We start from the raw sequence: 25,821 nt of genomic DNA, 5'->3' as shown, positions 1-25,821 counted from the left end.
TTATCTTTAAATAATAAAAAAGACGAGATTGGTCGTCCCAATCTCGTCTGTAAATTAAAGTCAGTCTTACTTGAGACCGTACTTCTTGTTGAACTTGTCCACCGCACCATCTGCTTGAGTAAACTTTTGCTTACCAGTGTAGAATGGGTGTGAATCAGAAGTAACTTCCACCCGAACTAATGGGTATTCGTTACCGTCTTCCCACTTGATAGTTTCACTGGAATTTACAGTGGAACCTGAGAGAAACTTGTAACCAGTAGAAGCATCTTGAAATACTACTGGATGATAATCTGGATGAATTCCTTTTTTCATAATTTATACGCTCCTTTTGCCATGAATCATTGCCTGAAACATAGATAATCAACTTTAACAGGATAACACGATTTTTTAACGGATGCAAGAACTTATCCAACCGTGACGGAAGAATCGTCCTCAATCGAAACATTGGCCCCTAACCGGTTCAGCTTCCAGACAATCCGGTCATAGCCCCGTAAAATATTACCCGCGTTGTTAATAACCGTCTTGCCATCTGCCATTAAACCAGCAATTGTTAATGCTGCTCCGGCACGAATCTCACCAGCAGAAACAGTTGCTCCGTGGAGATGGTCGGTATGACGAACAATAATCATCCCATCATGGGCTTCAATGTTCATGCCCATCTTTTGCAATTCTGGAATGTGCTTAACCCGCTTAGGATAAATCGTATCAACAATGGTACTGTCCCCTTCTGCTAAGGACATCAAGGGAGTCAGTGGTTGTTGCAAGTCGGTGGCGAATCCTGGGAATGGCATCGTCTTCACATTGATTGCTTTCAAATGTTCCGATTTCGGCACGTAAATCTTATCACTATCTATTTGCAGGTTAACACCCATTTCAATTAGCTTACTAGTGAAGGATTCCAAGTGTTCCGGAATGATGTTGTGAACCATAATACCATCACCCATGGCCGCAGCCAGGGAAAGATAGGTTCCAGATTCAATTCGATCTGCAATAATGGTATGGGTGTTCATTGATTGCAGGGTGCTAACACCGGTAATCCGAATGGTATCAGTCCCCGCACCACGAATCTTTGCTCCCATGTTGTTCAAGAAGGTTGCTAAGTCAATAATTTCGGGTTCCTTAGCAGCATTTTCAATGATCGTTGTCCCTTCTGCACGAACAGCAGCTAAGATACTGTTGATCGTTGCCCCAACAGAGACCATATCTAAAAAGATCCGAGTCCCATGTAAGCCATTCGGGGCATCCAAGTGAACAGTTCCATTATTCTCTGAAACAGAAGCACCCAATGCTTTAAAGGCTTTCAAATGTTGATCAATTGGCCGTGGACCAATATTGTCACCACCAGGGAAAGTTAACGTTGCACGGTGAAAGCGGCCCAATAAAGCACCCATGAAGTAGTAAGAAGCTCGCAGACTCTTAATGGCCTTGCTTGGCAATTCTGCTTCAACAATTTGCGTTGGATCAATATCCAACACCCCATGAGTGAATGATGACTTTACATTCATCGATTTCAAAATGATCATCAAATTGTGAACATCTAAAATATCGGGGACCGTATCAAACTGCACTGGCGTATCAGCTAGAATGGCGGCCGGAATTAAAGCAACGGTACTATTCTTAGCGCCACCGATTGTCACTTCTCCGGAAAGGCGGTGTCCTCCCTGAATGATCATTCGTTTCATTTTCGTTTCCTCACTTAAAATTAGTATTTATTAAGATTTTTATTAGATTTAATTAATTTTATTAGTTAATATTGCTCCTTATTTGAACAATCAATTGTAATAATAATTAATTATTTAACAAAAAACAACCTTTTATGATCAATCTTAATGATTTTTGAAGGGAAGCGGCAAATAACTAACGGGCCAAGCGTTTGACGACACTTTGCCCGTTATATTGTGATCTTATTAACGAAATCAATCAACTGTTATTCTGATTATTTGCCTTCAGCTGCCGCCTTAACAAAGGCCTTAAAGAGACCCTCTGGATGGTTAGGACGGGACTTGAATTCTGGGTGATATTGAGCCGCAACAAAGAAGCGCTTCTTAGGTAATTCAACCACTTCAACTAAATTACGGTCGGGGTTAATTCCAGAAACAACTAAGCCGTGGTCTTCCATTTCTTGACGATATTCATTGTTGAATTCGTAACGGTGACGGTGCCGTTCACTAATCATGGATTGGTTGTCATAAGCAGCCGCAGCAACTGTCCCTGCCTTCAGCTTGCATGGGTAAGCCCCTAACCGTTGGGTTCCACCCATGTCTTCAATATTTTCTTGATCAGCCATCAAGTCAATGATGTTGTGCTTAGTGTTTGGATCAAATTCTGTGGAGTTAGCGTCCTTGTATCCCAGTACATCCCGGGCAAATTCGATGCAAGCCGTTTGCATCCCCAGACAAATACCCAAGTATGGAACATCGTTTTCACGGGCATACTTAATTGCAGTGATCATTCCTTCGATTCCTCGTGAACCAAAGCCACCTGGAACCAGGATCCCGTCATAATCCTTCAAAGTATCAGCAACATTGTCTTCGTTAATGTGTTCAGCATTAAAGTGGTCAATCTTAACCTTGGCATCAACAGGGTAACCAGCATGCCGTAATGCCTCGTTCACTGAAATGTAAGCATCTTGCAAGTCTGTGTACTTCCCAACCATGGCGATCCGGACGGTCTTAGTTAAGTCATTTTCAATATGGTTAACCATATTAGTCCATTCACGCATATCGGCAACTGGGCAATCCAAGCCAAAGTGGTCCACAACCAGTTGGTCCATCCCCTGTTTTTGCAAGTTCAACGGAATTTCGTAGAGGGTATTAACATCCAATGATTCAATGACCGCCTTCGGATCAACATCACAGAATAAGGCAATCTTTGAACGCATTTCATCAGTAATTGGTTTTTCAGTCCGGACAACCAGAATGTTTGGTTGAATTCCTAAGCCCCGTAGTTCACGAACACTGTGTTGGGTTGGCTTAGTCTTCATTTCGCCAGCGGCTCGTAGGTATGGGATCAGGGTAGTATGAATATAAAGGACATTTTTGTCACCAACCTCTTCCTTCATTTGCCGAATAGCTTCCATGAATGGTTGAGATTCAATATCACCAACGGTCCCACCAATTTCAGTAATAACGACTTCAGCGTCAGTACTTTCACCAGCCCGTTTAATCTTATCTTTAATAGCGTTAGTAATGTGAGGGATTACTTGAACGGTCCGTCCTAAGTAATCACCACGCCGTTCCTTCCGCAAAACTTCAGAGTAGATTTTACCAGTAGTGACGTTGGAGTACTTGTTTAAGTCATTGTCGATAAACCGTTCATAGTGACCTAAATCCAGATCGGTTTCCGTCCCATCATCGGTAACAAAGACTTCACCGTGTTGATATGGACTCATGGTCCCTGGGTCAACGTTAATATATGGATCGAACTTTTGGATAGCTACCTTCAAGCCGCGGTTCTTTAATAAGCGGCCCAGAGAAGCAGCAACAATACCCTTACCTAATGATGAAACAACTCCACCGGTTACAAAAATGTACTTTGTCATTGTGCTATGTCTACTCCTTTGTAATATATTGGGGATTAAATATAAAAGACTCCCTATTTCATTTGAAACAGGGAGCCATCATTTAAACGAACGATTGACCTGTCTTCACAGGCGCCCAAGAAAGATAATACAGGGTCAACCTAAGATAGTCAAGCAAAAAAATGATTATTCATCATCATCGTCGTCACTATCATCATGCAATTCAGATAATTGGCCTTCAATGCCGTCATCTAGACCGTCATCAGCGTAATCATCATCGTCGTCATCATCATAGTCATCATTATCTTCGTCGTCATTGTCATCCAGATCTTCATCTTCTGGATCATCGTTATCATAATCAATCACATCATCATCGTTGTCAGAGTCGGCTAAGAAGGCATTAACCTTACGACGCTTCTTAGTTGGACGATCATCCTCTTCATCGTCATCACTTTCACCAACAGTGGCTTCATCAATTGATTCGTATGGGTACCATGCACGCAAGCCCCAGGTATTGTCACCTAAGGAGATAAAACTGCCATCGATATTCAAATCAGTATAGAACTGCGAAAGTCGCTCCCGAATCTCTTCATCGCTCTTACCTAAGTATTGCTGAACCTCATTGGTTAAATCAACAAATGCCATTGCCTCACCATGGTGTGCAAGAATAGCGTGAGCAACTTCGATCATTGAAAGTTCTGATTTGTCTTGGCCGTCAAAAATCTTTAAATCCAAATTGGTGCACATCCCTTCAAAAAAGTCTATCCTACATTCTACAATGCTAGCGACTAAATTGCAATTGCAGTTGGTAAGTTCCTACTAGTTGATTGCCAGAAACTAACTGGTACTCCAAGTCAACGTTCCCGCGAGCCGCTATGGGGTCAAAATCAACCAAGAGCCGATTGGTAGTTACTTCTAAGTCAATTATGCCGTATTCCGTTTGGTAACGTGCCTTTGTCGTCTGTCGATTTAAGAAGGTAAATACTGTCTCCCTAATACCACTACGCCGTAAATGAAGTTCATCATTATTCAAACGAAATTGAACTGGCGTTGTCTGCCCCTGTTGGTGTTCGTGATAACGAAGGTAGTATTTCCCATTCAAATTCACAAATTGGCCGTCTTCAGTAAAATGAAACCGTTCCTGCTGGCCATCTTGCTCCATCACCGTTGTTAACTCAACATGAACCGGGGTTGCTTTTTTTACCATTGTCAATCTCCCTCTAAATAAATTTCGTGTTGTTGAAAATGTTAATGTTACGCTTTCTTTAGTATAATGAAAGTGTTTATTTGTCAACCAAAAACACCAGAGAAAAGAAGTTTATCATGAATTCATTATTTAACCAACCAACAGCGATTTTTCGGCAGCCATTAATGGTCGATAATAACTTGTCATCTTTTGTTTATACTAATGCCCTTTTGGACCATAGTGATGATCTGAACGTTAACCTCATCCACTTTTGGTCGTTAACTGATACCGTTATCTTAGGTCTCAAAGACCAACGTCTGCCACACCTATCAAATGCACTGACGTATCTCAAGCATCATCACTTCAACTACTTCATGCGTAATTCTGGTGGTCTGGCCGTAGTCAGCGATGCTGGTGTCCTCAATTTTTCCATTTTCTTACCATGGCACCTGGTCGGTAAAGAATTGCAAATTGATGAAGCCTATCAAGTAATGACCAATATCATTAGCAAAGCTTTCCCAGAGTTGACAATCGAAACTGGTGAGATCACCCACTCTTATTGTCCGGGAACCTTTGATATTAGTGTTAACGGCCAAAAGATCGGTGGAATGGCCCAACGACGGAACAAGAATGGAGCAGTCGTTATGCTCTACTTGAGTGTCTGTGGCAATCAAACCAGCCGTGGTGAACTGGTTCGCGACTTTTATAGTCATGGTCTCCAAAATGAAGAGAACAAGTGGAACTTCCCCGATGTTTGGCCGACTGCCATGACAACCGTTGAAGAATTGCTCCACCAACCATTAACTATGCAGGATGCTGAGATCCGGTTATCTTCTGTATTCACGAACCAGGAGGCAGACATTAATCAATTACTGTGGTCGGCCCCATTTATTGAATCACTGGCCAAGCAGGTTACTTACATGCAGCGATTGCAAGAACGAATTAACTAAGGAGGTAACATCTAGTGAGTTTCACTGATGAACAATTACCAAAGGATAAGGTTTTTCGTGACCCGATCCATGGTCAAATCATCGTCGATAACCAAATCATCCTCGACCTAATTAATACCCCTGAATTTCAAAGACTCCGGCGAATCAAACAATTAGGGACCACTTCGCTCACTTTTCACGGTGCTGAACACTCCCGTTTTGGCCACTGTCTTGGAGTTTACGAAATCACCCGGCGGATGTGCAATCGATTCCAAAGGAACTACCCTTCTTTGCAGTCGGGCGATGGTCTTTGGGATGACCGCGAGCGGCCGGTCGCGCTCTGTGCAGCTCTACTGCATGACTTGGGCCATGGACCATACTCCCATACCTTCGAGCACATTTTTAATACTGATCATGAAAAAATTACCCGGGAATTAATCACTAACCCGGGGACCAACGTCAATCGCATCTTAAAACGGGTCTCCCCCATCTTTCCTGAACAGGTTGCTAGTGTTATTGATCATACTTACCAAAATCCGCAGGTTGTCCAAATGATCTCTAGTCAGGTTGATGCCGACCGGATGGATTACTTACAACGGGATTCTTACTATACCGGCACTAATTATGGGAAGTTTGACCTGGACCGGGTCCTACTCATGATGCGACCAATTAAATCTGGAATCGCGTTTGACATTTCGGGAATGCACGCAGTCGAAGACTACATCATCAGTCGTCTCCAAATGTACCTGCAAATTTATTTTCACCCCGTTTCCCGGTCCATGGAAGTAATCCTTGACCACTTACTCAAACGGGCCAAATATATTTATCAACACCCGAGTGACTTTCAACCAGATTTCACACCCTACATGTTGATGCCCTTTTTTAACAATCATTTCACTCTGGACGACTATTTATCATTAGATGATGGTGTGCTGACCACTTACTTCAATCACTGGACACATTCCCAGGATAAGATTTTAAGCGACTTGGCCCAACGTTTTCTGAACCGGCGACCATTTAAGTCCGCCCTCTATAATAAAAGCTCTGCTAAGTTTATTCCAAAACTCACTAAATTAATTCAGACGGTGGGCTACAACAGTGATTACTATACGGCCGTCAATGACAGTTTTAAGTTGCCATATGATACCTACCATCCCCAAACATCCAACCCGCAAACCCAGATTGAGTTGATTCAACCAGACGGTAGTCTCATTGAACTGTCACAAATTAGTACTCTCGTGGCGAGCGTCTCTGGTAAAGAGGCCGGTGATCAACGGTTCTTCTTCCCTAAGGAAATGCTTGCTAAGCATGAAAATATTGAAATCTTTGAACCTATCTATACAGAATTCCAGTCATACATTAAGAACAATGAATTAATCGATCCAAAGGAGAATAATTAATTATGGCAATCAAATTAGTAGCAATCGATATTGATCGCACCCTCATTAACGACCAACGACAAATTACTCCCGCAACAATGGAAGCAATTGAAAAAGCCCACCAGGCCGGTGTTAAGATCGTTTTATGCACCGGGCGTCCAATGACTGGCGTCAATCACTACCTTGATGATTTAGGGTTGAACCATCAAGCAGATGAATACGTAATTAGTTTTAACGGCGCGCTGGCCCAGACGACTAACGAGGATGTCATCATCAATTACACTTTTAGTTTTACCGACTACGTTGACTGGCAAGCATTCTGTACCAAGAACAACCTTAAGTCGCAGATTGAATCACGGGATTATATTTACACGACTAATCGTGACCTTAGTTCATGGACCATCCATGAGTCAGACCTTGTCAGCATGCCTGTACGTGTCCGTTCCCTTGACGAAATGGCTCATACCCAAGATCAATATGTGTTGGCAAAGGGAATGATGCTGGGTAGTAAAGATGAACTGGACCATGCTCAAGCTATTCTGCCAGAGTCATTCCATAAGCGTTTTACAATTATCCGCAGTGAAGACTTTTATCTTGAATTTATCAATCCAAAGGCCAGCAAGGGCAGTACCCTTAAAGCCCTCAGTGAAAAGCTAGGGATTAAGCAGTCCGAAGTAATGGCACTTGGCAATGCCCAAAACGACAATTCAATGATTGAATACGCTGGCATTGGGGTTGCCATGGGTAACTCGGTTCCTGAAACATTAGCCGTCGCCGATGTGGTCACCGCCGATAACAATAGTGATGGTGTGGGTAAGGCAATTGCAAAGTACGTCCTCCAATAGAAGAACCACATGAAAAAGTACAGTACATAAAGAAGGCTCTAGTGTTCGGAAGAAGCCGAACGCTAGAGCCCTTTTTGTATTTGCGGGGACGTGAACACGCAGTTATAAATATCTTCTGTCACGCGCCCTTTTATATATCAACTTAGTTTAACTTGGTAACAGCACCAGTTTGACTGTTGTATTGATAGATACCAATCAAGCTTGCCACGGTGTGATCACTGTTATTTTGTCGAACTTCGAACTTGTAAACATGACCATTAACTTCAGTTGGGGTAATGGTATACCCTTTACTACCGCTAAAGCCCATCTTGTTAGCAAAGCTAGTCACAACACTATCACTAGTTTGGTCAGAAGCAGCTTGGTTAGCAGCTGTCTTAGAACTGCTGCTTGTACTATTGGAAACCTGCTTCTTATTGATCTTCGCTTGCAGAACAGAATAAGCATCCCGCATTGCGGTACTCGTTGATTTTTGTTCTTTCAATTTAGCAGAAGCTGTCTGGTAATCTTGGTTGTCATAAGCTTGCTTAGCACTGATGTAATTTTGTAAGTCGGTCATTAAGTTGTTAGCTTCATTTGTCCGATTACTGCTTTGACTTAGCTTATCATAAGCATCTTGGAAATTATTGTTACGGATTAACCGGTTAGCTGACCGGACCGCCTTCGTTGAACTAACTGATGATTGACTATTGCCACATCCAGCTAACGCCAGGACCATCGCTAAAGCAGCGGTGCCGACTGAAATACGTTTGAAGAACTTACTTGTTTGCATAGTTTTTCCTCCTTCAAGTACAGTCATATTATACCATGCAGACCACTAGACAGTAGTTTTTGTTCAGATCTTAAACTTTCATTAACTTTTTTGAACGGGTAACCGACTTTTCTAAAACAAAATCAAGGTGTTCACCAGCTTGGGGTGAACAACCTTGATTAATTATTTGTTCAGTTTACAGTTCAGCACTCTTAAAGACTTTCTTGAAGAGAGGACTTACAGGCTTATTCTCATTAATCCGTTTAATAGCAGCACCAATTAATGGGGCAACTGAAACCTGCTTAATCTTGTCGATTTGCTTTTCCTTTGGCAATTGAATGGAATCAGTTACGACAACTTCTTTCAGTGGAGAATTCTTTAACCGTTCAATGGCCGGGCCAGATAGAACGGCATGGGTACAAGAAGCATAAACTTCTTTGGCACCAGCATCAATTAATGCTTGAGCCCCCAGAGTAATCGTACCAGCAGTATCAATCATGTCATCAATCATGATACATTTCTTCCCCTTAACATCACCAATGATGTTCATAATTTGAGCAACATTAGCACGCGGACGACGCTTATCAATAATAGCAATTGGTGACTTCAAGAATTCAGCTAATGCCCGGGCCCGCGTAACACCACCGTGGTCTGGTGAAATAACGACAGCATCTTGAGCAACGCCTTCCTTGATGAAATATTCCGCCAGCAATGGGGCACCCATCAAGTGATCGACGGGGATATCAAAGAAACCTTGAATCTGTGCTGCGTGAAGGTCAAGGGCAATTACACGATCAACACCCGAGTTTTCAAGCATGTTAGCGACTAACTTGGCAGTGATTGGTTCCCGACTCCGTGCCTTCCGGTCTTGGCGAGCATAACCATAGTATGGCATAACCACATTAATTGTTTTGGCACTTGCCCGTCGTAATGCATCAATCATAATTAACAGTTCCATCAGATTATCATTGACTGGTGCAGACGTGGATTGAATAACGTATACATTGTCACCACGGACACTTTCTTCGATGTTGATTTGGATTTCACCATCGCTAAAACGGTCAACGGATAACTTCCCCAAGTCTACACCGACTTCTTCAGCGATTTTTTCAGCTAATGGCCGGTTCGAGTTCAGTGCAAAAATCTTTAAGTTTGAGTCAAAATAACGATTATTACTCATTGCATCCTCCGCTGGAATAATTCAATTGTTCGGCAAAAACTAACAATCTGTTTCCGCCACATACACTTTAATGATATAGATTGGTTACCTAAAAAGCAAGAAATTGTAATCGTTACCAAGGCAATTTCTTCGCGTAATTTTCCTTGTTCACCTGGCGAGCTCGTGCAATTGCCATGTCGTATTCTTCAACACTGTCGGTAATGGTGGAACCAGCAGCAATGAAGGAGTTATCAGCAATATTAACGGGCGCAACAAGGTTACTATTACTACCGATAAAGGCGTGGTCACCGACATTGGTGTGGTGCTTATTCGTACCATCATAGTTGACGAAGACCACTCCACAACCGACATTGATGTTCTTACCAAGGGTCGCATTACCAATGTATGTTAAGTGACCAACCTTCGTTCCTTCACCAATGTAAGCCTTCTTAACTTCACAGAAATTACCAATGTGAACCTTAGGGCCAATTTCTGCTTGCGGACGCAGGTGACTGTTGGGACCAATATCAGAACCTTCATGCATCTCCGCTTCTTGCAACGTTGATGAAGTAATTGTGACGTGATCGTGAATGGTGGAATCAACGATCCGTGAATGAGCAGTGATGTAGCAATCCGCACCAATCTTTGTGTGGCCCTTAATAACTACGCCACCTTCAATCACGGTGTCTTGACCAATTTCAACACCATCGTCAATGTAAGTCGTTTCTGGGTCAAGCATCGTAACACCAGATTTCATTAACTGATTGTTAATCCGCTGCCGCATTAACTTATTAGCCCGTGCCAAGGCTACTCGATCGTTAACTCCCATTGATTCATCAAAATTATCCATCTTATAAGCAGTAACGACTTCGTGATCATGCTTCATGATTTCAATGACATCAGTCAAGTAGTATTCACCCTGAGCATTATTATTATTGATCTTCTTCAAAGCCGCAAACAACTTCTTATTGTTAAAGCAATAAACACCGGTGTTGATTTCGTGGATTGCTTGTTCTTCTGGAGTAGCATCCTTTTGTTCTACGATCCGTTCCACAATACCAACTTCATTCCGGATGATCCGACCATAGCCCGTTGGGTCAGGAGCAACGGATGTTAAGATCGTGGCAGCGGCGTGGTGTTGTTCATGGTATTCAAACAGCTTATTAAAGGTATCAGCCGTAAACAGTGGTGTATCACCAGAAACAACAATGGTTTCGCCATCAACATCCCCCAAGAGGTTTTGGGCCTGCATCACTGCATGGCCGGTTCCCAACTGTTGACTTTGCAAAGCAAATTGTGTCCGATTGCCTAAGGCTTTCTTAACAGCTTCCGCCCCAAAGCCAACAATCGTAATAATATTATCGATATCGGTTTTTTCCAGTTGCGTGACAACATGTTCAACCATCGTTTTTCCACAAACCTGGTGTAAAACCTTGTAAAGCTTGGAGCGCATCCGTGTTCCCTTACCTGCTGCTAAAATAATTGCATTGCGTTTCATTATTTACTTAATTCTCCTTATTACCAAATACAGTATCAATAAATGAACCTGCCTGAGCAGAAATCGTCTTATTACGATCGTCAACCGCATTGACCTTAATCAATGAAGTACAGTTATCAACCAGGCGTTCACCACTGACTTCCCCTTCTGCAAATACGGTCATCCCAACCAAGTGGGCATCGAATTCTTTAATTAGGGACTTCATCCCATTCAGGGTTCCCCCACCCTTCATAAAGTCATCGACAACAACCACATTGGCACCAGCGGAAAGTGTCCGCCGTGATAACTCCATTTTTTTGATCCGTTTAACCGACCCCGAAACATAGTTCACACTTACCGTTGGTCCTTCAGTAATGTGGGAACTATTTCGGACAATTACAAACGGCTTGTTTAAGTACATCGCCACACTCTGGGCAATCGGAATTCCCTTCGTTTCCACCGTCATAATAACGTCAACGTCCTTGTCAACGTACTGGGTGGCGATCAAACGACCGACCCGCCGTAAAATATCTGGTCGACCAATCAAATCTGAAAGGTAAACATACCCACCTTGTAGGAGCCGTGAATCATCACTGACTTCTTTAACCAGGTCTGCAATCGCTGCTTCAGCATTTTCCTTAGAATAGAATGGTGTCAAAACAGCACCGCCACTGGCACCAGGAATGGTTTCCAAGCGGCCCATGCCCCAAGTATGGAAGGCATGACGAATGATACTCAAGTCCTCACTAATTGACGACTTAGCGGAATCATAACGTTGTCCGAAGAACTTCAGTGAAACCAAAGTCCGCGGATGTTCCATCATGTACCGCGTCATGTCAACGAGTCGGTTACTTCGTCTAACTTTCATCTTTTCTCCTCCAAAAGCTGTTATTCCTATTCAGTTTACCATAAATTGTTCGGCTTTTACCGACTTTATTTTTAAAATCAGTAAATCCTCAGAATCATTATTCATAAGTTAATGACTCCGAGGATTCATATTTGATCTTATTCGACATAATATTTTTGATATAACAAGGCACTTGCGTATATTACTGCTTCAATCAGGGCGATGAAAAATGAAACCGGCCAGTTAGTTAAATAGCCTAGATAAAGGCCCAGCCACGTTCCTACTAAAGAAAATAAAATTGACAGAACGATCATCTTGGCAACTCCGTGAGTAAAGTACTTAGCACTCGCCGCTGGCAGGGTCAGCAGAATAAACATCAGCAGCGCCCCAACGATTTGCGCAGCCACACTAACGCTTAAAGCTAATAGTAATAAGAATACTACGGAAATAGCAGTGGATGGGATACCAGTGACCCGGGCACCAATGTCATCAAATGAGTCAAATTTCAGGGGCCGATAAATCAGCATCGTCACTATCAGGACAATTGCTGAAAGAACTACTAGTTCCCATACTTCATGAATACTAATCCCCACAACGCTACCAAAAAGGATGCTCGTCGCCGAACTAGCTGTTTCACTACTTAAGGATAAAAAGAGGATCCCTAGTCCTAAGAACAGTGCTGACACGGCAGAAATGACGGCTTCTCGCCGACTGCGTTTAATACTCATCTGGCCAACAACAATTGACGAAAGCATCGTGAACAGGATCATTCCATTTAATGCAGGCCAGCCAGCAAATACAGCAAACGAAGCCCCTGCAAAGCCAATTTCAGATAAGGTGTGCGTTAGAAAGGGCAACCCCCGGGCTACCACAAAAACGCCAATTAATCCAGAAACAATGGCAATAAAGGTACCTGCCACAAAGGCGTGGCGCATAAAACTAAGTGCTAACATTACTTGGCCCCCTCAACTGTTGGTTTGGGAAGTTCATTAATTGGTCCCGACGACGCCCCATTCGGTGTTAGGCGCAAGAAACGGTTACCGTACTCAGTCGCCAGCTCCCAATCATGGGTAACAAAAATGACACTGAGACCCGATTGTTGGAAACGCGCAACGACATTTAGTAATTCATACTTCATATCGTTATCCAGGCTAGCCGTGGATTCGTCCAAGATTAGTAACTGGGGATTACGCAATAGGGCTTGAGCAAGGTAAGCCCGTTGCTTTTCCCCACCAGAGGCTAACCCTAAAGGACGATCAGCAATCGTTGTCAGGTTCGTCAACCGTAACATTCGTTCAATGGCCCGATGTTCCTTTTTAGTAATCCATGGAAAAGGTCGTTGGGGCAAATTGAGTGCAACAAAATCACGGATTGATAACGGATATTCATCGTCGATATTACGAAATTGCGGCACATAACCGATCCGCAAGTCATCAGCGTAATTAATCGTTCCACTCATAATTGGTAATAACCCCAATAGCGAGCGAATGAGGGTGGTTTTACCAACCCCATTGTCACCAATAACGACCAAAAAATCTCCTTCATTAACGTCAAAGGTCAGGTCTTTAACAATGGGCTGGTCCCCGTAACCAGTCGTTAAGCTGTCAACAGTTAAGATGGCGATGATTAAGATCTCCCTTCTTGAATTTGTTCTAGATGGCGGTATTGTTTTAGCATCCATTCTGGATATGTCAGTCCGTTAGGCTTCGATTCGGTTACTTTCAATACCGGCACGTGATAGTGATGAGCTAATGCTACTAAGTTATCAATTACCCGGTCAGATGACTGTGTATTGACCACAAAGAATGCAATTCGGTGCTTAGTGATATCGTTCCGGATGTTCGCAATGTCCTTCGGGGAAGGATCACTCCCATCTTCCACGGCTTTAGCAAAATGTTGATCATTAATCTGGTAGCCGATACGGTGGAGTGAATAGTCAAAGACAGGCTCCGAGACATCTACTAGTCGCTTGTCACCAATATTTTGGTGGAGTTGGTCAATCTTAGCGTCAACCTGATGTAATTGTTGTAAGTACCGTCGAGCATTTTGCCGGTAATAGGCAGCATGTGCTGGATCTAATCGGGCAGCATCGACTGCAATTTGCTGGGCAAGTTTTTCCATTACCGCAGGGTTGTACCACACGTGCTCATTACTACCGGCACCCTTTTTGGCAATATCGTGACTAACATCAATTTGCCGAACACGGGGATTAGTGGCCACCACCAGTTGCTGGAGCCAGTGATCATAACCGAGTCCATTGCCAATTACCAAGTTAGCCTGGGAAGTTTGTTTAGCCTGCTTCGTGCCAGGTTGGTAATCATGGGGGTCGATTGAGGCACTATTAATAATTGATGTCACGTCCCCATAATGACCCGTCACCTGCTTTGCCACTTCACCATAAAAGTTAAGGCTGGTGATGACCCGCACCGGTTTATTTTCTTGTTGTAAATGTGGCCTGGTAAAAGCAGCTACGCATAAAATCGTAACGAGGATTACGGTTAACACAACCACTAACCATTTAAACATCTTCATTCTCTTCACTCCTAAATAGTAATAATTACTATTTACAACAAAATCCATCTTACCTGGACCACTAACAAAATGCAAGTACATTTTAAAAAATCGAACGATGACAATTATGTCCCTCGTTCGATTTTGCTTTTATAGTAATGTCACTACGTTGACGTTTCGACAGAAGCCACGCAGCCCATTTTGGATTCGGTGTGCCCGGGATTCCTTATGGCAAATTGCAAAAACAGTCGGCCCTGTGCCACTCATTTGGGCCATATCCGCCCCTAATTGCAACATTTTTTCCTTTAGTCGACCAATTTCTGGGTGATACTGCATCGTGATTGGTTCTAAGACGTTTCCCATATATTTAGTTGCGGCCAGCCAGTCGTTCTTTTTAAGGGCGGCGATTAAGGCTTTGTTGTTCAAATGATGGACCTTAGTGTAATCAATTTGACGTAGAATCTGAGGCGTTGAAACGCTAATCTGCTGTTTAGCAATCACTGCCCAGTAATGTGGAGGTTGTGGTAGTAGTTCAACTTGTTCACCATGACCAGTGACGTGAGCAAGTTTATTATAAATACAATAAGGAACATCCGAATCAATGGAAAGCGACAATTTAGCTAATTCCGGGAGAGACAAGCCCAGATCCCACGCCCGGTTAAGTGCACGCAGTACAGCGGCGGCATCTGATGATCCACCACCTAAGCCTGCCGCGACAGGAATGTGTTTTTTAATTCGGATTGTCATTGCTTCGCGATGATGGAATCGATTTCGCAGAATATTTGCTGCCTGAAAGGCGAGGTTTCGTTGATCATTCGGCAAGAAGCTACTATCAGTGTAAACCTTGACACCACCACGATGCTCACCAATTTCAATGGTCACATAATCAGCAAGATCAGCGGAAATCATTACCATGTCCCATTGCGGAAGCCCATCTAAATAACGCAAGGGAGTGTCTAAGCTTAAATTTAATTTAGCCGGCGCTTTTTCAGTAATGATCATCTTCCCACCTCCGTTCGTTCTTATTAATTATCTTGATTATACTATATTCGAATTAGGGAAGAAATGAACGAATCATTCCTGGGTGTTTAAAAATAATGGAGAGTGGGGCATCGATCACCCTATGTAGTTGAAAATGCCCAGTCCAATATAAAAAGGGCTCTAGAATTCGGATAATTCGAATTCTAGAGCCCTTCATTATTCTTGTGGAGACGTGCAAGTTCTGTCACGCTCCCATTGCCTTAAGCTTGTGCTTCATCTTCAAAGTCGATTGAGATATTTTCAGTTAGTAAATCGGTGTAGCTGTATGAAATACGGCTAATGGCGCCCTGTCCCTCGTTAACATGGACGACAAAGATTGCTGGGTAGGTCTTACTCAAAACGCCGTGGTGCTTTGCAACACGCTTACGGCCGGCTTGAGCAGTAACTAATACCTTTTGACCGACGCGATTTTCTAATTCTTGCTTAATTTCATTAATACTTTTTGGCAAATAACTCACCCCGCTACGAGCATGATACCCTTATTTAACATAAAAGTCAATATTGTATCATAAGCGAAGTGATAAATCAATTGTGTTTTCAAATTAAGTTAGAATCATGAAGGACATTTGCTAGGCGAATAAATTGATTCAGTGTCAGCTTTTCTGGACGAATTTGGGGATCAATATCAACCTGCTCCAGAACTTCTTTCATTTGCTCCTTAGTAGCCGCATCCTTACCCACAGTTGACTGGAGATTATTCCATAGACTCTTCCGCCGATGAGCAAAGCATCCCCGAATCAGGCCAAACAGTTTGCCCTTATTAAATGGTTGCTCTGGCAATTGCTCAGCACGTTGTTTGAGGACAACGATGGCCGAATCAACATTTGGCGATGGTACAAAGGCATGACGGGAAACATTAAAAGCAATATTAGCTTCCATCTGATATTCAATGGCTAGCGTCAACGCTCCATACTGCTTCGTCCCTGGATGAGCAGTTAATCGTTGGGCGACTTCCTTTTGCATCATGACCGTAATTGATGCCCACTGAACCTTGGTTGCCAACAAATTCATCAAAATTGGGCTAGTGATGTAGTACGGCAAGTTGGCCACAACCTTCAATGGCCGCGTTGGATCAGAAAATTGTTGCTCGATTAACTGGGGTAAGTTGACCTTCAGAATATCCTGATTAATTACCTTGACATTATCGTATGCCGCTAATGTCTTTGCCAAGACTGGAATTAAATCCTGGTCGATTTCAACCGCTAAAACCTGACCAGCCGCTTGTGCTAACCGTTCAGTTAAAGCCCCAATTCCGGGACCAATCTCAATAACATTATCATCACGACTAACTTCAGCCGCACTGACAATCCGCCCCAGAATGGCTGGGTCAGTCAAGAAGTTTTGCCCAAAGCCCTTTTTGGCGTGGATTCCGTATTCACTCATAATTGAACGCGTCGTCTGCCGATTACCAATTTGCTTTGCGCTAGTCATTTGACTGCTCCCTTCCTAACTGTTGAATTGCCCGCTCAAATGTGTCGCGATCGATTTGAAACATGTTCAGCCGTTTTAACAATTGTTTCCCATTACCATAACCAATACCAAGCAGTTGACCTAACCGTTCCCGCCGTTTCCGGGAATCTTCTTGACCCACTAACCCTGCATGAGCAAGGTCGCTCTTCGTGAATTCAGTTACTGTGGTCTTCTGTTGGGTATAAACATGCGCTAGTGCAGCTTTAATTACTGCCGGATCAGCATGCTCAACTCCCAAGCTACCGTGTGCTTGATCAGGAATCCCCTGATCACGCCGAATGAAAGCATGTTTGACCCCCGGAATGGCTCGGCTAATGGTTTTGCGGATCCGTTCACCATTAAAATCAGGATCAGTAAACACGATTAGCCCCCGCTTGGCGGCTAGCTTCTTTAGGCGAGCAATATCGTCATCAGAAATTGCTGAACCATTAGTCTCATAGGTATCAGCCTGGACGGCCTTCGCAATTTGTTTTGTATCGTCCTTGCCCTCAACGACAATGACTTCTTTAATTTTGTTCATGAAGTTCTTTCTGACCTAAAAATAAATTTGCTGCATTGTGGTACGTCCGGTAAGCAACTCGCTCAGCGTCGACCTGTTTTAATTTAGCAATTGCATCAACAACAAACTTAGTAAATGCTGGTTCATTTTGCTTACCACGATATGGGCTGGGGGTTAGGTAAGGTGCGTCGGTTTCCACCATCATGCGCTCGAGTGGGACTACCTGCGCAGAACGTTGGACCTGTTCTGCAGAGCCAAAAGAAACAACTCCACTAAATGAGATGTACATTCCCAAGTCCATAAACTTCTCCGCCCATTCCGGCGAACCATTAAAGCTGTGCATAACGCCACCAAATTCGTTAATGTGGCTATCCCGTAAGATAGGGTATGCATCTGCTAGTGCATCGCGGACGTGAATTGATACTGGCAGGTGCAGTTGCCGGGCAATTTCCAGCTGACGTGCAAAAACTTCTTGTTGGCGGAAGTGCGGAGAACGCTGATCATTAAAATAATCCAAGCCAATTTCACCAACACCGACGACTGCTGGATCTCGCAAATCAGCAATCAACTGATCCTCAACATTCTCGTTATAGAAGCGGATGTCCTCGGGATGCCAGCCAATGATCGCGTGCAAGTTATCATACTGGTGAGCCAATTTTAGAGCGCGCTCGTTAAGCACAGCATTTGACCCCACCATATTCATCTCAGTGACCCCATAGTGGCGGGCCCGATCCTCAAAAGCAGGCACATCATTATAAAAGGCATCATCATTCAGATGAGTATGCGAATCATAAATCTTTCGCCAGGCAACGTGCTGCTTACTCATTTTATTCCACGCTCATTCCAGGAATTAATGAATCTGGAACCGTCACAACCTTAACGTCGCCGTCCTTTTCTGCAGATAGTAACATTCCTTGACTAACTTCGCCACGCATCTTCCGTGGCTTTAAGTTAGCTACAATCACAACGTTCTTACCAACTAAGACCGATGGATCTGGGTACCATTGAGCGATCCCTGAGAGAATTTGCCGACCGTCTTCACTACCATCATCCATCTGGAACTTCAGCAGCTTGTCAGCACCTTCAACATGACTAGCAGCGGTAATTTTGGCAACCTTCAATTCAACTTTATCAAAAACGTCAATCCGAATTTGCTTTTTACCTTCGGTTTGTTCTTCTTCACTCATCTTTTTCTGCGCCTCTTTCTTAGCCTTTTCCATTGCTTTCCGGCCCTTTTGCTTTTGATTAGCACTCATTTGGCTCTTGATAAAGGCCACTTCCTTCTTGACATCTAAACGAGGGAAGATTGGGGTTCCCTTGGCCACTACCTGAGCTGTTTCAGGGAAGTCATCAAATTGCAGGTTAATCAAATCAAGGTTAGTTCCTTGGATACCTAATTGTTCAACAATTTCCTTTGGTGCATGTGTCATTACTGGTTGAATTAAGGCTGCAATGACCCGTAAGCTCTTGGCCAGGTGTGTCATCACATCGGATAATTCAGTCTTCTTACTATCGTCCTTAGCTAATACCCATGGTTCGGTCTCATCAATGTACTTATTAGCACGCGAAACGAGCTTCCAAACGGCAGATAAAGCATCAGCAAAGTGCGTCTTATCCATTTCCTGCTTGTATTCAGCAATTGCATCAGCAGCGGTTTGCTCTAAGTCAGCATCAAAGTCTGTTGTGGCTTGGTTATTAGCAACTAATTTACCATCCTGATACTTGTTAATCATGGCTACGGTCCGGTTTAACAGGTTACCCAGATCGTTAGCGAGGTCAAAGTTAACCTTGTCGACAAAGTCTTCTGGACTGAAGACCCCATCATTACCAAATGGCATGGCTTTTAATAAGTAGTAACGAGTGGCATCGAGTCCATAACGCTCCACTAAAGTTTCAGGGTAGATAACATTCCCCTTGGACTTGGACATCTTTCCATCTTTCATGGTCAACCATCCATGACCGATGACATGCTTTGGCAATGGCAATCCTAATGCATGTAAAATAATTGGCCAGTAAATAGTGTGGAAACGGACAATTTCCTTACCAACCATATGAATGTCAGCTGGCCAGTACTTCTTGAATAAGCTATCATCAGCAGAGCCGTACCCGAGCGCCGTAATATAGTTGGATAAAGCATCAATCCATACATAAACAACATGCTTAGGGTCATTTGGCACCTTAACACCCCAGTTAAAGGATGTCCGCGTAACTGCTAAGTCTTCTAGCCCTGGTTTTAAGAAGTTATTAACCATTTCATTCATCCGACTATGCGGTTCAATGAAATCAGGGTGTTCCTTATAATAGTTCATCAACCAGTCAGCGTACTTGCTCATCTTGAAGAAGTATGATTCTTCGGAAACCAATTGAACTTCATGACCTGATGGGGCCTTACCGCCGATAACCTTACCATTATCATCACGGTATACTTCAGCTAATTGACTTTCAGTAAAGTATTCTTCGTCATCAACTGAATACCAACCGGTGTACTTACCTTTGTAAATATCGCCCTGGTCCAGCAATTTTTGGAAGATCTTTTGGACAGCCTTTTCGTGATAATCATCCGTGGTCCGGATAAACTTATCATTGCTGATTTCCATCAGTTTCCATAAGTTCTTAATGCCAGCGGCCATTTTGTCAACATATTCTTGCGGCTGCATGTGGAGTTGTTCTGCTTTTTGCTCGATTTTTAAACCATGTTCATCGGTTCCGGTCAGATAGAAAACATCATAACCAGTTAACCGCTTGAATCGTGCTTCCGCATCACAAGCAACGGTCGTGTATGTATTACCAATATGAAGTTTACCAGATGGATAGTAAATTGGTGTTGTAATGTAATAAGTTGGTTTTTGTTCAGCCATATGAGGCCCCTCTTTCTTATTAATTCCTAATCTAATATTAACAGTAAGTATAGCATATGGTAAAGCCGAGCGCGAGGACGCTAAGTATTGCTAGCACTGGTCCGGACACCGATTTGCCTGTTTGTCACTAAAAAAGGTCAAGCTGTTCTGGTGACTTTGGTGCTAAGCCCGTAAAATGAAGATTCATCATTGATTGTAACTTCAATGCATTTGGGGCCGCATCACCCGCAGAATTATTATTAAAAATGACGCAAATCTCATCTGGCTGTGGTTGTAAGTTAGTTAGCTGATCTTTTAATTTGGCTAATTCTTGATTGCTATAACGATACAGTGTCCGCGTCTTACGCCAGCTTTTGCCAGCATTATCCCAGCCCTGACGATTGCGCCCATGTAACCGCACGAGAGCCAGGTGAGGGTTGGTCGTTGCCAGGAGGAATGGTACTGAAGTCACCTTATCATGTGGTTCATCAGCAGCTACTAATGTAAAGTTCAAGTCCTGGCAATACGATAATAACGAATCACGAACTTCTGGCTGATACCAGGACTGATTACGAAATTCCACCGCGATGGGTAAATCACCCATCCACAAGCGAATCAGTCGTAAGTACTCAATATCCTTCAATTGGGCATCAAAGTACGGTGGAAACTGAAACAAGATGGTCTTTAACTGTCCGGCCGCAACCAGTGGCGAAATAGTACGCCGGTACTGTTGGAAAAGCTGCTCTAACTCACCCCGATTTTGATCACGCTTATGAAGAGTCATCCCCTGGTGAGCTTTAATAATAAATTGGAAACTGGATGGAACTTCTGCTAGCCAGTTTTGAATTGTGGCCATCTGGGGAAGTGCATAGAAAAAGGTGTCAACTTCAACAGTCGGTAAATTTTGTGCGTATTCGTTTAATGTCACCGGACGCAACTGATCATGAATGAGGGCCGGGTGTTCAGTCCACGTTGTTAGTCCTAAAGTAATTTTGGTCATGAACAGTCCTCCTTTTTGCTATTACCTATCCTATTAAGATCTGTCTAATAATTCAATCTTCCGTGCTTAGCAATTTCTTATTCACGATAGAAAAAATATTTATACACAAATATCTAAGTTTAAATGCCGTTAAAACAGGTTTTATACAATTTCAAGCCAGCTAACGCACAAAATATGCGTAAGTTAAGAAGATCACGATGAGAGCCTTTCTCAGACTCTTGAATTTCGCTTGAAGGGATAATAGGCCCATGTTATCTTACAGATGAACAATATGAAAGGAGCGATCAAAATGCTATTAACTGATAATATGTTACGCAACGTTCGTTACACAATGACACCAACCGCAGATACCAAGACAGCTGTTACTACTAAGAAGGTGCAACACGCCGTGCCATATAAAGTTGGTGGCAAGGTCGTATTCTTCTAAATAAGTGCGTTAATCAATATAACCGGCTGATAGGATTCATCCCGTCAGCCGGTTTTTATTTATAAATTAAACTGTTAAATCAGCAAAGAACTTTGAGGCATCTGTTTGGATCATTTGAAACTTCACCGGTAATTGAAGGGGTTCTTGGTTAATTGCCAAAATGGTTGCCGCAGGATTAGCGTACTCTAATAGTCCCGCAAATGGATATACCTTCATTGAAGTTCCCACAATAACAACGAGGTCAGCTGCTTGCATCGCCCGGACGGAATCAATGACGTTCTCCTGCTTGATCCCCTCATCGTATAGCACAATGTCAGGACGTAACGGACCACCATCAACTTGATGGATTCGACTCTTCAGATATTCAGCAACTGGCACTGACTGACCACATTTTTCACAATAAACGTTAAATAAGTTCCCATGAAAGTCGATCAGATGCTTTGTTCCTGCCTCTTCATAAAGATTATCAATATTTTGCGTAATCACCGTTGCCCGATCCTGCTGGGTTAAAGCTGCCTGCTTAGTGTGGATGACATTTGGCTTGGCATCAGGAAAATAAAGGTTGTCCTTGCAGAATTGGTAAAAGCCATCCGGGTCCTTTGCAAAGTAACGGTGACTAAGATAATATTCCGCATTCTTATCCTTAGTGTAAAGGCCATTGGCAGACCGAAAGTCTGGAATCCCAGACGCGGTCGACACCCCAGCTCCCGTAAGAAAAACAATGTGGTGGGCCTGATCAAATAACTGTTGAACTGCTTTTTCCATATCATTACTTCCTTACAATATATGGGACATGTTCTTTTTCGAGAAATTCTTTAACTGGTAAGCTGTAAATACGCTTAAATTCTTCTGGCGTATCAGGATGAGGAGCATCCATGACAAACGAATTTTGACCGTCACTCCGTCGTAAGCCAACATAAGCCCGCCGTCCATTGTGACGGTCTTTCATATCAGAGTGGAAGATTTCAAAGACTTGCCGAACTTCCAATCGTAATTGCCGTTCGCTAAGCACCGGTGATAAGGTCGTGAACTTATTATTGTTCAAAGCTGGCAATCCCCACTCTTCCATTTGACGGTCAAATAGGGAGAATACTTTAATGACACATCGCCGCATATCAAATGGTGATTTGATTGGTTTGGCAGTAATTTCACCATACAACTTTTGGGCAGCAGCAAACGCCACCGGGTAGTTATCTTTCAATGTGTCAGCGTATTGGTCAATATGATCACCGTAAAAGACCAATGCATCTAATAAGGTTAGCAAACGCAATGTCCGTTCATCATCGTCACCATTCTCCTTGGTTAAGGTATGTTCAATGCCCTTAAGGTATTCTGCTTCGATCTGTTCATCGATTAAGCCGTGCTTCCGCTGCTCAGCCACAACTACCCGGTGCATGGCAACATTATACAAGTCCGTCGCCATGATCATCATCTGTTCATCGAGTTGTTTATCTCCCAATGACAATTGGAAGAAAATCTGAGGGAACCCCCGGAGCAGCATGAGTAAGTGCAAAAGTTCATGAGAAGCCGTGTAATTTGGTGCCGTCAAATCTGTGACGATAATAACCAGTCCACCTGGCAAAGTTTTCTGCGTCGCCTGGTCATGACGTACATACCCTGCTTTGTCACCATGAAACTGAACAAATACCGTTCCTTCTGGATAAAGTTGGTTAACCTGATCCAATAAAGCTTTGTTAGTTTCATTTAATTTAATTTCTTTTTCAGCCATTGTCACGATCCTCTCTCATTTTTAATAACTCGTCTTGAGCCGTCTGACGATCCACTTTCGGCAACTGTGTCAGCCGTTTTACTAGCGTCCCCACTTCATCAGTAGTGGCACCGACACTGATGGCGAGCGAGCGATACTGCAGTTTCATATGGCCAGCCTGGATCCCACTTGTTGCCAACGCCCGTAATGCTGCCAGATTTTGGGCGAGTCCCAGGCTCGTAATAACCGCCGCTAACTCTTCTGCTGAATGAATCTGACTGAGGTGATAATTAACCTTGGTTAACCGATTAAGACCAATTGAGCCGCCAACTACACCGACTGGCATCGGGAGCGTTAATTTACCGTGAAGGTGATGACCATCATAACGCCACTGCGATAACCCTTGGTACTGTCCAGAGTGACAAGCATAGGCATGGGCCCCACTCTCAATTGCCCGCCAGTCGTTACCAGAGGCAATCAAAGCTGCATCAACGCCATTCATAATTCCCTTGTTATTAGTTGTTGCCCGGTATGGGTCCACCTGGGCCAGCATACTCAACTGTTCAATACGCTTAGCAACTTGGTCACCAGAAAACTGATTAGTTGCTAAATACTGCGGGGCCACATTACAGCTCACGGTCTGTAAACTATCCGTTGCTAAATTGCTCAAGATTGCCGTTAACACATCATGACCATTTTGAATTAACCAGTGGGCCACCGCTTCACTCATTGTATTAACGGTATTTGCCCCCATTGCCTGACAAACATTGATGATTAAGTCCAAACTAATAAAGCCCGGTAGTTTCCGGACCCGGATATTTTCCGCACCACCACCACGTTTCTGCATGGAGGGGTGGGCAGCATTCGCAATTGTCAAAATCTCTTGACGATGGGCTAGCAGCCATTCAACAGTCGTATCATGGTCACCGTTAATAACTACCTGACCGACCAAAGCTCGTTGTTGCTGAGGAGCAGTGAAGCCACCACTCTTTGCAACTCGCTGTGCCCCATTTGAGGCCGCCGCAATGACGGACGGTTCTTCAACAACCATTGGTAGTACATAATTGTGCCCATTAACTGTCAGTCCAAGGGCCACCCCTTCTGGTAATGCATAATCGCTGAGGTAGTTCTCTACCAGCTGGTCACCAAGTAATGATGAATGATCAGCTAGTAGTCGCTGATCGTCAGCTGACAACAAGTGTGCTTGTTCTAATAGTTGTCGCCGCTCTGCTGGCGTTAGCTTATAAAAACCATGTTGCCAATTAGTCATGACGCTTTTTCCTTTGATTGACATATTCTGTGATAATTCCTTCACGGACACCACTTTCGGAGAAAATCACCCGTCCATCACTATTACGTTGCAAAAGCGACACAAGTGGCAACATTCCACCAATAATAATGTCCGCCCGCTCAGGCTCCAAACCTGGCATGCGTTTTCGCTGGTTCAAATTCTTATTCAACAATTCACGATAAGTCGCAAAAACAACCCGTGACGTTAATTGGTAACCGTGGATAGAACCATAGGGATGGCGGTTGCCTCGATGATGGTAAGCTTGACTCATCCGCGCAAGTGTTCGATTAGCACCACCTAATAAAACGATTGGCACCCGGGTTGCATAACGTAACCAAGGAATCTTCGTTAACCGTTCATTCACCATCACTTGGGCCCGAAAAAGGTCTGCTGCCCGGACATAACCACCCAGATGGAATTGTTCTGAAATGTTAACTGCCCCGATTGGCAACGAAATCAAATCACGTGCCCGCAGTTGCTGTACTAATACTAGTTCACAGCTGGCACCACCGACATCCAAAATCAAACAGTGGTTCAGTTTAAGGGTCCTAATGACACCCAAGTAATCGTAATACGCTTCTTTCTTTCCCGAAAGCACTTGTAAATTAATACCGACCTCATTTTTGACACGGTCCAAAAATTCTTGACGATTCTTTGCTTGCCGCACTGCGGCAGTCGAAATCGCCCGAACTTGGGCATGCGGGGAGCTTGAATAGATGCGTTTAAAACGTTTCAATGCTGCGATGGTGCGGTCCATTGCCGCCTCCTGCAGGATTTTTTCACGTCCCATTCCTTCTGATAACCGGGTATTTTCCTTTACTCGTTTAATTTCATGAAAACGACCATCTGGTGCAATTTCAGAAATTGCCATCCGGGTCGAATTGGAGCCGAGATCCACAATTGCGAGGTTTTCCACTGTTCTCACCTCCGATAACTCTTTTTTTAGA

General features: G+C 43.5%; 27 protein-coding genes. 4 read left to right on the top strand and 23 right to left on the bottom strand.

Annotation, left to right across the window (positions count from 1 at the left end; genetic code table 11):
- Window positions 1-66: 66 nt before the first annotated feature.
- The 5 genes from FD27_RS00300 to FD27_RS00280 all read right to left on the bottom strand — a co-directional run bounded on the left by FD27_RS00300 (window position 67) and on the right by FD27_RS00280 (window position 4,727).
- Window positions 67-312 carry a type B 50S ribosomal protein L31 gene (locus FD27_RS00300; protein ID WP_057747738.1) on the bottom strand — a complete coding sequence of 82 codons (246 nt, stop codon included), beginning with the start codon at window positions 310-312 and terminating at the stop codon, window positions 67-69.
- Window positions 313-404: 92 nt separating this feature from the next.
- The gene (locus FD27_RS00295; RefSeq protein ID WP_057747735.1) at window positions 405-1,682 is read right to left on the bottom strand and encodes a UDP-N-acetylglucosamine 1-carboxyvinyltransferase; all 1,278 of its coding nucleotides are present in this window, start codon (window positions 1,680-1,682) and stop codon (window positions 405-407) included.
- Between the two features lie 254 nt (window positions 1,683-1,936).
- The gene (locus FD27_RS00290; protein WP_057747733.1) at window positions 1,937-3,541 is read right to left on the bottom strand and encodes a CTP synthase; all 1,605 of its coding nucleotides are present in this window, start codon (window positions 3,539-3,541) and stop codon (window positions 1,937-1,939) included.
- Window positions 3,542-3,706: 165 nt separating this feature from the next.
- Window positions 3,707-4,255, bottom strand: coding sequence for a DNA-directed RNA polymerase subunit delta (gene rpoE, locus FD27_RS00285; RefSeq protein WP_181578116.1), 549 nt, complete (start codon window positions 4,253-4,255; stop codon window positions 3,707-3,709).
- Between the two features lie 46 nt (window positions 4,256-4,301).
- Window positions 4,302-4,727, bottom strand: a complete 426-nt coding sequence (locus FD27_RS00280) for a YwiB family protein (RefSeq protein ID WP_057747727.1) — start codon at window positions 4,725-4,727, stop codon at window positions 4,302-4,304.
- 116 nt (window positions 4,728-4,843) lie between these two features.
- Here FD27_RS00280 and FD27_RS00275 point away from each other — a divergent pair, with 116 nt between their 5' ends.
- The 3 genes from FD27_RS00275 to yidA are packed head-to-tail and all read left to right on the top strand — an operon-like array spanning window position 4,844 to window position 7,859.
- Window positions 4,844-5,656, top strand: a complete 813-nt coding sequence (locus FD27_RS00275) for a lipoate--protein ligase family protein (protein WP_057747724.1) — start codon at window positions 4,844-4,846, stop codon at window positions 5,654-5,656.
- Window positions 5,657-5,670: 14 nt separating this feature from the next.
- A complete protein-coding gene (locus FD27_RS00270; protein WP_057747721.1) occupies window positions 5,671-7,035 on the top strand; it encodes an HD domain-containing protein in 1,365 nt (454 codons plus the stop codon).
- Between the two features lie 2 nt (window positions 7,036-7,037).
- Window positions 7,038-7,859 carry a sugar-phosphatase gene (yidA, locus tag FD27_RS00265; protein ID WP_057747718.1) on the top strand — a complete coding sequence of 274 codons (822 nt, stop codon included), beginning with the start codon at window positions 7,038-7,040 and terminating at the stop codon, window positions 7,857-7,859.
- 142 nt (window positions 7,860-8,001) lie between these two features.
- Here yidA and FD27_RS00260 read toward each other — a convergent pair whose 3' ends face one another.
- The 14 genes from FD27_RS00260 to FD27_RS00195 all read right to left on the bottom strand — a co-directional run bounded on the left by FD27_RS00260 (window position 8,002) and on the right by FD27_RS00195 (window position 21,448).
- Window positions 8,002-8,628: a hypothetical protein gene (locus FD27_RS00260; protein WP_057747715.1), complete on the bottom strand. Its 627-nt coding sequence runs from the start codon at window positions 8,626-8,628 to the stop codon at window positions 8,002-8,004.
- A gap of 175 nt (window positions 8,629-8,803) precedes the next feature.
- Window positions 8,804-9,787 carry a ribose-phosphate diphosphokinase gene (locus FD27_RS00255; RefSeq protein ID WP_057747712.1) on the bottom strand — a complete coding sequence of 328 codons (984 nt, stop codon included), beginning with the start codon at window positions 9,785-9,787 and terminating at the stop codon, window positions 8,804-8,806.
- 112 nt (window positions 9,788-9,899) lie between these two features.
- Window positions 9,900-11,267, bottom strand: coding sequence for a bifunctional UDP-N-acetylglucosamine diphosphorylase/glucosamine-1-phosphate N-acetyltransferase GlmU (glmU, locus tag FD27_RS00250; RefSeq protein WP_057747709.1), 1,368 nt, complete (start codon window positions 11,265-11,267; stop codon window positions 9,900-9,902).
- A 4-nt stretch (window positions 11,268-11,271) separates the two neighbouring features.
- The gene (gene purR, locus FD27_RS00245) at window positions 11,272-12,111 is read right to left on the bottom strand and encodes a pur operon repressor (protein WP_057747707.1); all 840 of its coding nucleotides are present in this window, start codon (window positions 12,109-12,111) and stop codon (window positions 11,272-11,274) included.
- Window positions 12,112-12,248: 137 nt separating this feature from the next.
- Window positions 12,249-13,043 (bottom strand): metal ABC transporter permease, encoded by a 795-nt coding sequence (locus FD27_RS00240; RefSeq protein WP_057747704.1) that lies wholly within the window; start codon window positions 13,041-13,043, stop codon window positions 12,249-12,251.
- Entirely contained in the window at window positions 13,043-13,714 is a 672-nt protein-coding gene (locus tag FD27_RS00235; RefSeq protein WP_057747830.1) for a metal ABC transporter ATP-binding protein, read from the bottom strand. Before FD27_RS00235 ends, FD27_RS00240 begins: the two co-directional genes overlap by 1 nt.
- A gap of 2 nt (window positions 13,715-13,716) precedes the next feature.
- Window positions 13,717-14,616, bottom strand: coding sequence for a metal ABC transporter solute-binding protein, Zn/Mn family (locus FD27_RS00230; protein WP_181578118.1), 900 nt, complete (start codon window positions 14,614-14,616; stop codon window positions 13,717-13,719).
- 135 nt (window positions 14,617-14,751) lie between these two features.
- Entirely contained in the window at window positions 14,752-15,603 is an 852-nt protein-coding gene (gene ispE / locus FD27_RS00225) for a 4-(cytidine 5'-diphospho)-2-C-methyl-D-erythritol kinase (RefSeq protein ID WP_057747698.1), read from the bottom strand.
- A 239-nt stretch (window positions 15,604-15,842) separates the two neighbouring features.
- Window positions 15,843-16,091, bottom strand: coding sequence for a Veg family protein (locus FD27_RS00220; RefSeq protein ID WP_057747695.1), 249 nt, complete (start codon window positions 16,089-16,091; stop codon window positions 15,843-15,845).
- A gap of 88 nt (window positions 16,092-16,179) precedes the next feature.
- Complete coding sequence (gene rsmA, locus FD27_RS00215) at window positions 16,180-17,073, bottom strand: 16S rRNA (adenine(1518)-N(6)/adenine(1519)-N(6))-dimethyltransferase RsmA (RefSeq protein ID WP_057747692.1); 894 nt, start codon at window positions 17,071-17,073, stop codon at window positions 16,180-16,182.
- The gene (gene rnmV, locus FD27_RS00210) at window positions 17,066-17,632 is read right to left on the bottom strand and encodes a ribonuclease M5 (RefSeq protein WP_057747690.1); all 567 of its coding nucleotides are present in this window, start codon (window positions 17,630-17,632) and stop codon (window positions 17,066-17,068) included. The genes rsmA and rnmV overlap by 8 nt, the downstream gene beginning before the upstream one ends.
- A complete protein-coding gene (locus FD27_RS00205) occupies window positions 17,619-18,437 on the bottom strand; it encodes a TatD family hydrolase (RefSeq protein WP_057747687.1) in 819 nt (272 codons plus the stop codon). The genes rnmV and FD27_RS00205 overlap by 14 nt, the downstream gene beginning before the upstream one ends.
- A 1-nt stretch (window position 18,438) precedes the next feature.
- Window positions 18,439-20,469 carry a methionine--tRNA ligase gene (metG, locus tag FD27_RS00200; protein ID WP_057747684.1) on the bottom strand — a complete coding sequence of 677 codons (2,031 nt, stop codon included), beginning with the start codon at window positions 20,467-20,469 and terminating at the stop codon, window positions 18,439-18,441.
- A gap of 127 nt (window positions 20,470-20,596) precedes the next feature.
- Window positions 20,597-21,448, bottom strand: coding sequence for a DUF72 domain-containing protein (locus FD27_RS00195; RefSeq protein WP_057747682.1), 852 nt, complete (start codon window positions 21,446-21,448; stop codon window positions 20,597-20,599).
- A gap of 289 nt (window positions 21,449-21,737) precedes the next feature.
- Here FD27_RS00195 and FD27_RS08665 point away from each other — a divergent pair, with 289 nt between their 5' ends.
- Window positions 21,738-21,875 (top strand): hypothetical protein, encoded by a 138-nt coding sequence (locus FD27_RS08665; RefSeq protein ID WP_157055078.1) that lies wholly within the window; start codon window positions 21,738-21,740, stop codon window positions 21,873-21,875.
- Window positions 21,876-21,941: 66 nt separating this feature from the next.
- Here FD27_RS08665 and FD27_RS00190 read toward each other — a convergent pair whose 3' ends face one another.
- Genes FD27_RS00190 through FD27_RS00175 form a run of 4 tightly spaced genes read right to left on the bottom strand, consistent with a single transcriptional unit; the run spans window position 21,942 to window position 25,790 of the window.
- On the bottom strand, window positions 21,942-22,640 hold the full coding sequence (locus tag FD27_RS00190; RefSeq protein ID WP_057747680.1) for an NAD-dependent protein deacylase: 699 nt from the start codon (window positions 22,638-22,640) through the stop codon (window positions 21,942-21,944).
- Between the two features lie 4 nt (window positions 22,641-22,644).
- Complete coding sequence (locus tag FD27_RS00185; RefSeq protein ID WP_057747678.1) at window positions 22,645-23,604, bottom strand: hypothetical protein; 960 nt, start codon at window positions 23,602-23,604, stop codon at window positions 22,645-22,647.
- Window positions 23,597-24,853: a hydroxymethylglutaryl-CoA reductase, degradative gene (locus FD27_RS00180; RefSeq protein ID WP_057747676.1), complete on the bottom strand. Its 1,257-nt coding sequence runs from the start codon at window positions 24,851-24,853 to the stop codon at window positions 23,597-23,599. Before FD27_RS00180 ends, FD27_RS00185 begins: the two co-directional genes overlap by 8 nt.
- Window positions 24,846-25,790: a Ppx/GppA family phosphatase gene (locus tag FD27_RS00175; protein WP_057747674.1), complete on the bottom strand. Its 945-nt coding sequence runs from the start codon at window positions 25,788-25,790 to the stop codon at window positions 24,846-24,848. Before FD27_RS00175 ends, FD27_RS00180 begins: the two co-directional genes overlap by 8 nt.
- Between the last annotated feature and the right edge of the window lie 31 nt (window positions 25,791-25,821).

It is taken from the genome of Limosilactobacillus frumenti DSM 13145 (assembly GCF_001436045.1).
Taxonomy (GTDB): Bacteria; Bacillota; Bacilli; order Lactobacillales; family Lactobacillaceae; genus Limosilactobacillus; species Limosilactobacillus frumenti.
Note: the sequence above shows the minus strand (reverse complement) of the source record. Positions and strands in the feature narration are given on the sequence as shown.

Excerpts from the sequence above, each read along its gene's own strand:
- FD27_RS00300 (WP_057747738.1), bottom strand. The coding sequence starts at position 312 with ATGAAAAAAGGAATTCATCCAGATTATCATCCAGTAGTATTTCAAGAT.
- FD27_RS00295 (WP_057747735.1), bottom strand. The coding sequence starts at position 1,682 with ATGAAACGAATGATCATTCAGGGAGGACACCGCCTTTCCGGAGAAGTG.
- FD27_RS00290 (WP_057747733.1), bottom strand. The coding sequence starts at position 3,541 with ATGACAAAGTACATTTTTGTAACCGGTGGAGTTGTTTCATCATTAGGT.
- FD27_RS00280 (WP_057747727.1), bottom strand. The coding sequence starts at position 4,727 with ATGGTAAAAAAAGCAACCCCGGTTCATGTTGAGTTAACAACGGTGATG.
- FD27_RS00275 (WP_057747724.1), top strand. The coding sequence starts at position 4,844 with ATGAATTCATTATTTAACCAACCAACAGCGATTTTTCGGCAGCCATTA.
- yidA (WP_057747718.1), top strand. The coding sequence starts at position 7,038 with ATGGCAATCAAATTAGTAGCAATCGATATTGATCGCACCCTCATTAAC.
- FD27_RS00260 (WP_057747715.1), bottom strand. The coding sequence starts at position 8,628 with ATGCAAACAAGTAAGTTCTTCAAACGTATTTCAGTCGGCACCGCTGCT.
- FD27_RS00255 (WP_057747712.1), bottom strand. The coding sequence starts at position 9,787 with ATGAGTAATAATCGTTATTTTGACTCAAACTTAAAGATTTTTGCACTG.
- purR (WP_057747707.1), bottom strand. The coding sequence starts at position 12,111 with ATGAAAGTTAGACGAAGTAACCGACTCGTTGACATGACGCGGTACATG.
- FD27_RS00240 (WP_057747704.1), bottom strand. The coding sequence starts at position 13,043 with ATGTTAGCACTTAGTTTTATGCGCCACGCCTTTGTGGCAGGTACCTTT.
- FD27_RS00230 (WP_181578118.1), bottom strand. The coding sequence starts at position 14,616 with ATGTTTAAATGGTTAGTGGTTGTGTTAACCGTAATCCTCGTTACGATT.
- ispE (WP_057747698.1), bottom strand. The coding sequence starts at position 15,603 with ATGATCATTACTGAAAAAGCGCCGGCTAAATTAAATTTAAGCTTAGAC.
- rsmA (WP_057747692.1), bottom strand. The coding sequence starts at position 17,073 with ATGACTAGCGCAAAGCAAATTGGTAATCGGCAGACGACGCGTTCAATT.
- rnmV (WP_057747690.1), bottom strand. The coding sequence starts at position 17,632 with ATGAACAAAATTAAAGAAGTCATTGTCGTTGAGGGCAAGGACGATACA.
- FD27_RS00205 (WP_057747687.1), bottom strand. The coding sequence starts at position 18,437 with ATGAGTAAGCAGCACGTTGCCTGGCGAAAGATTTATGATTCGCATACT.
- metG (WP_057747684.1), bottom strand. The coding sequence starts at position 20,469 with ATGGCTGAACAAAAACCAACTTATTACATTACAACACCAATTTACTAT.
- FD27_RS00195 (WP_057747682.1), bottom strand. The coding sequence starts at position 21,448 with ATGACCAAAATTACTTTAGGACTAACAACGTGGACTGAACACCCGGCC.
- FD27_RS08665 (WP_157055078.1), top strand. The coding sequence starts at position 21,738 with ATGCTATTAACTGATAATATGTTACGCAACGTTCGTTACACAATGACA.
- FD27_RS00190 (WP_057747680.1), bottom strand. The coding sequence starts at position 22,640 with ATGGAAAAAGCAGTTCAACAGTTATTTGATCAGGCCCACCACATTGTT.
- FD27_RS00185 (WP_057747678.1), bottom strand. The coding sequence starts at position 23,604 with ATGGCTGAAAAAGAAATTAAATTAAATGAAACTAACAAAGCTTTATTG.
- FD27_RS00180 (WP_057747676.1), bottom strand. The coding sequence starts at position 24,853 with ATGACTAATTGGCAACATGGTTTTTATAAGCTAACGCCAGCAGAGCGG.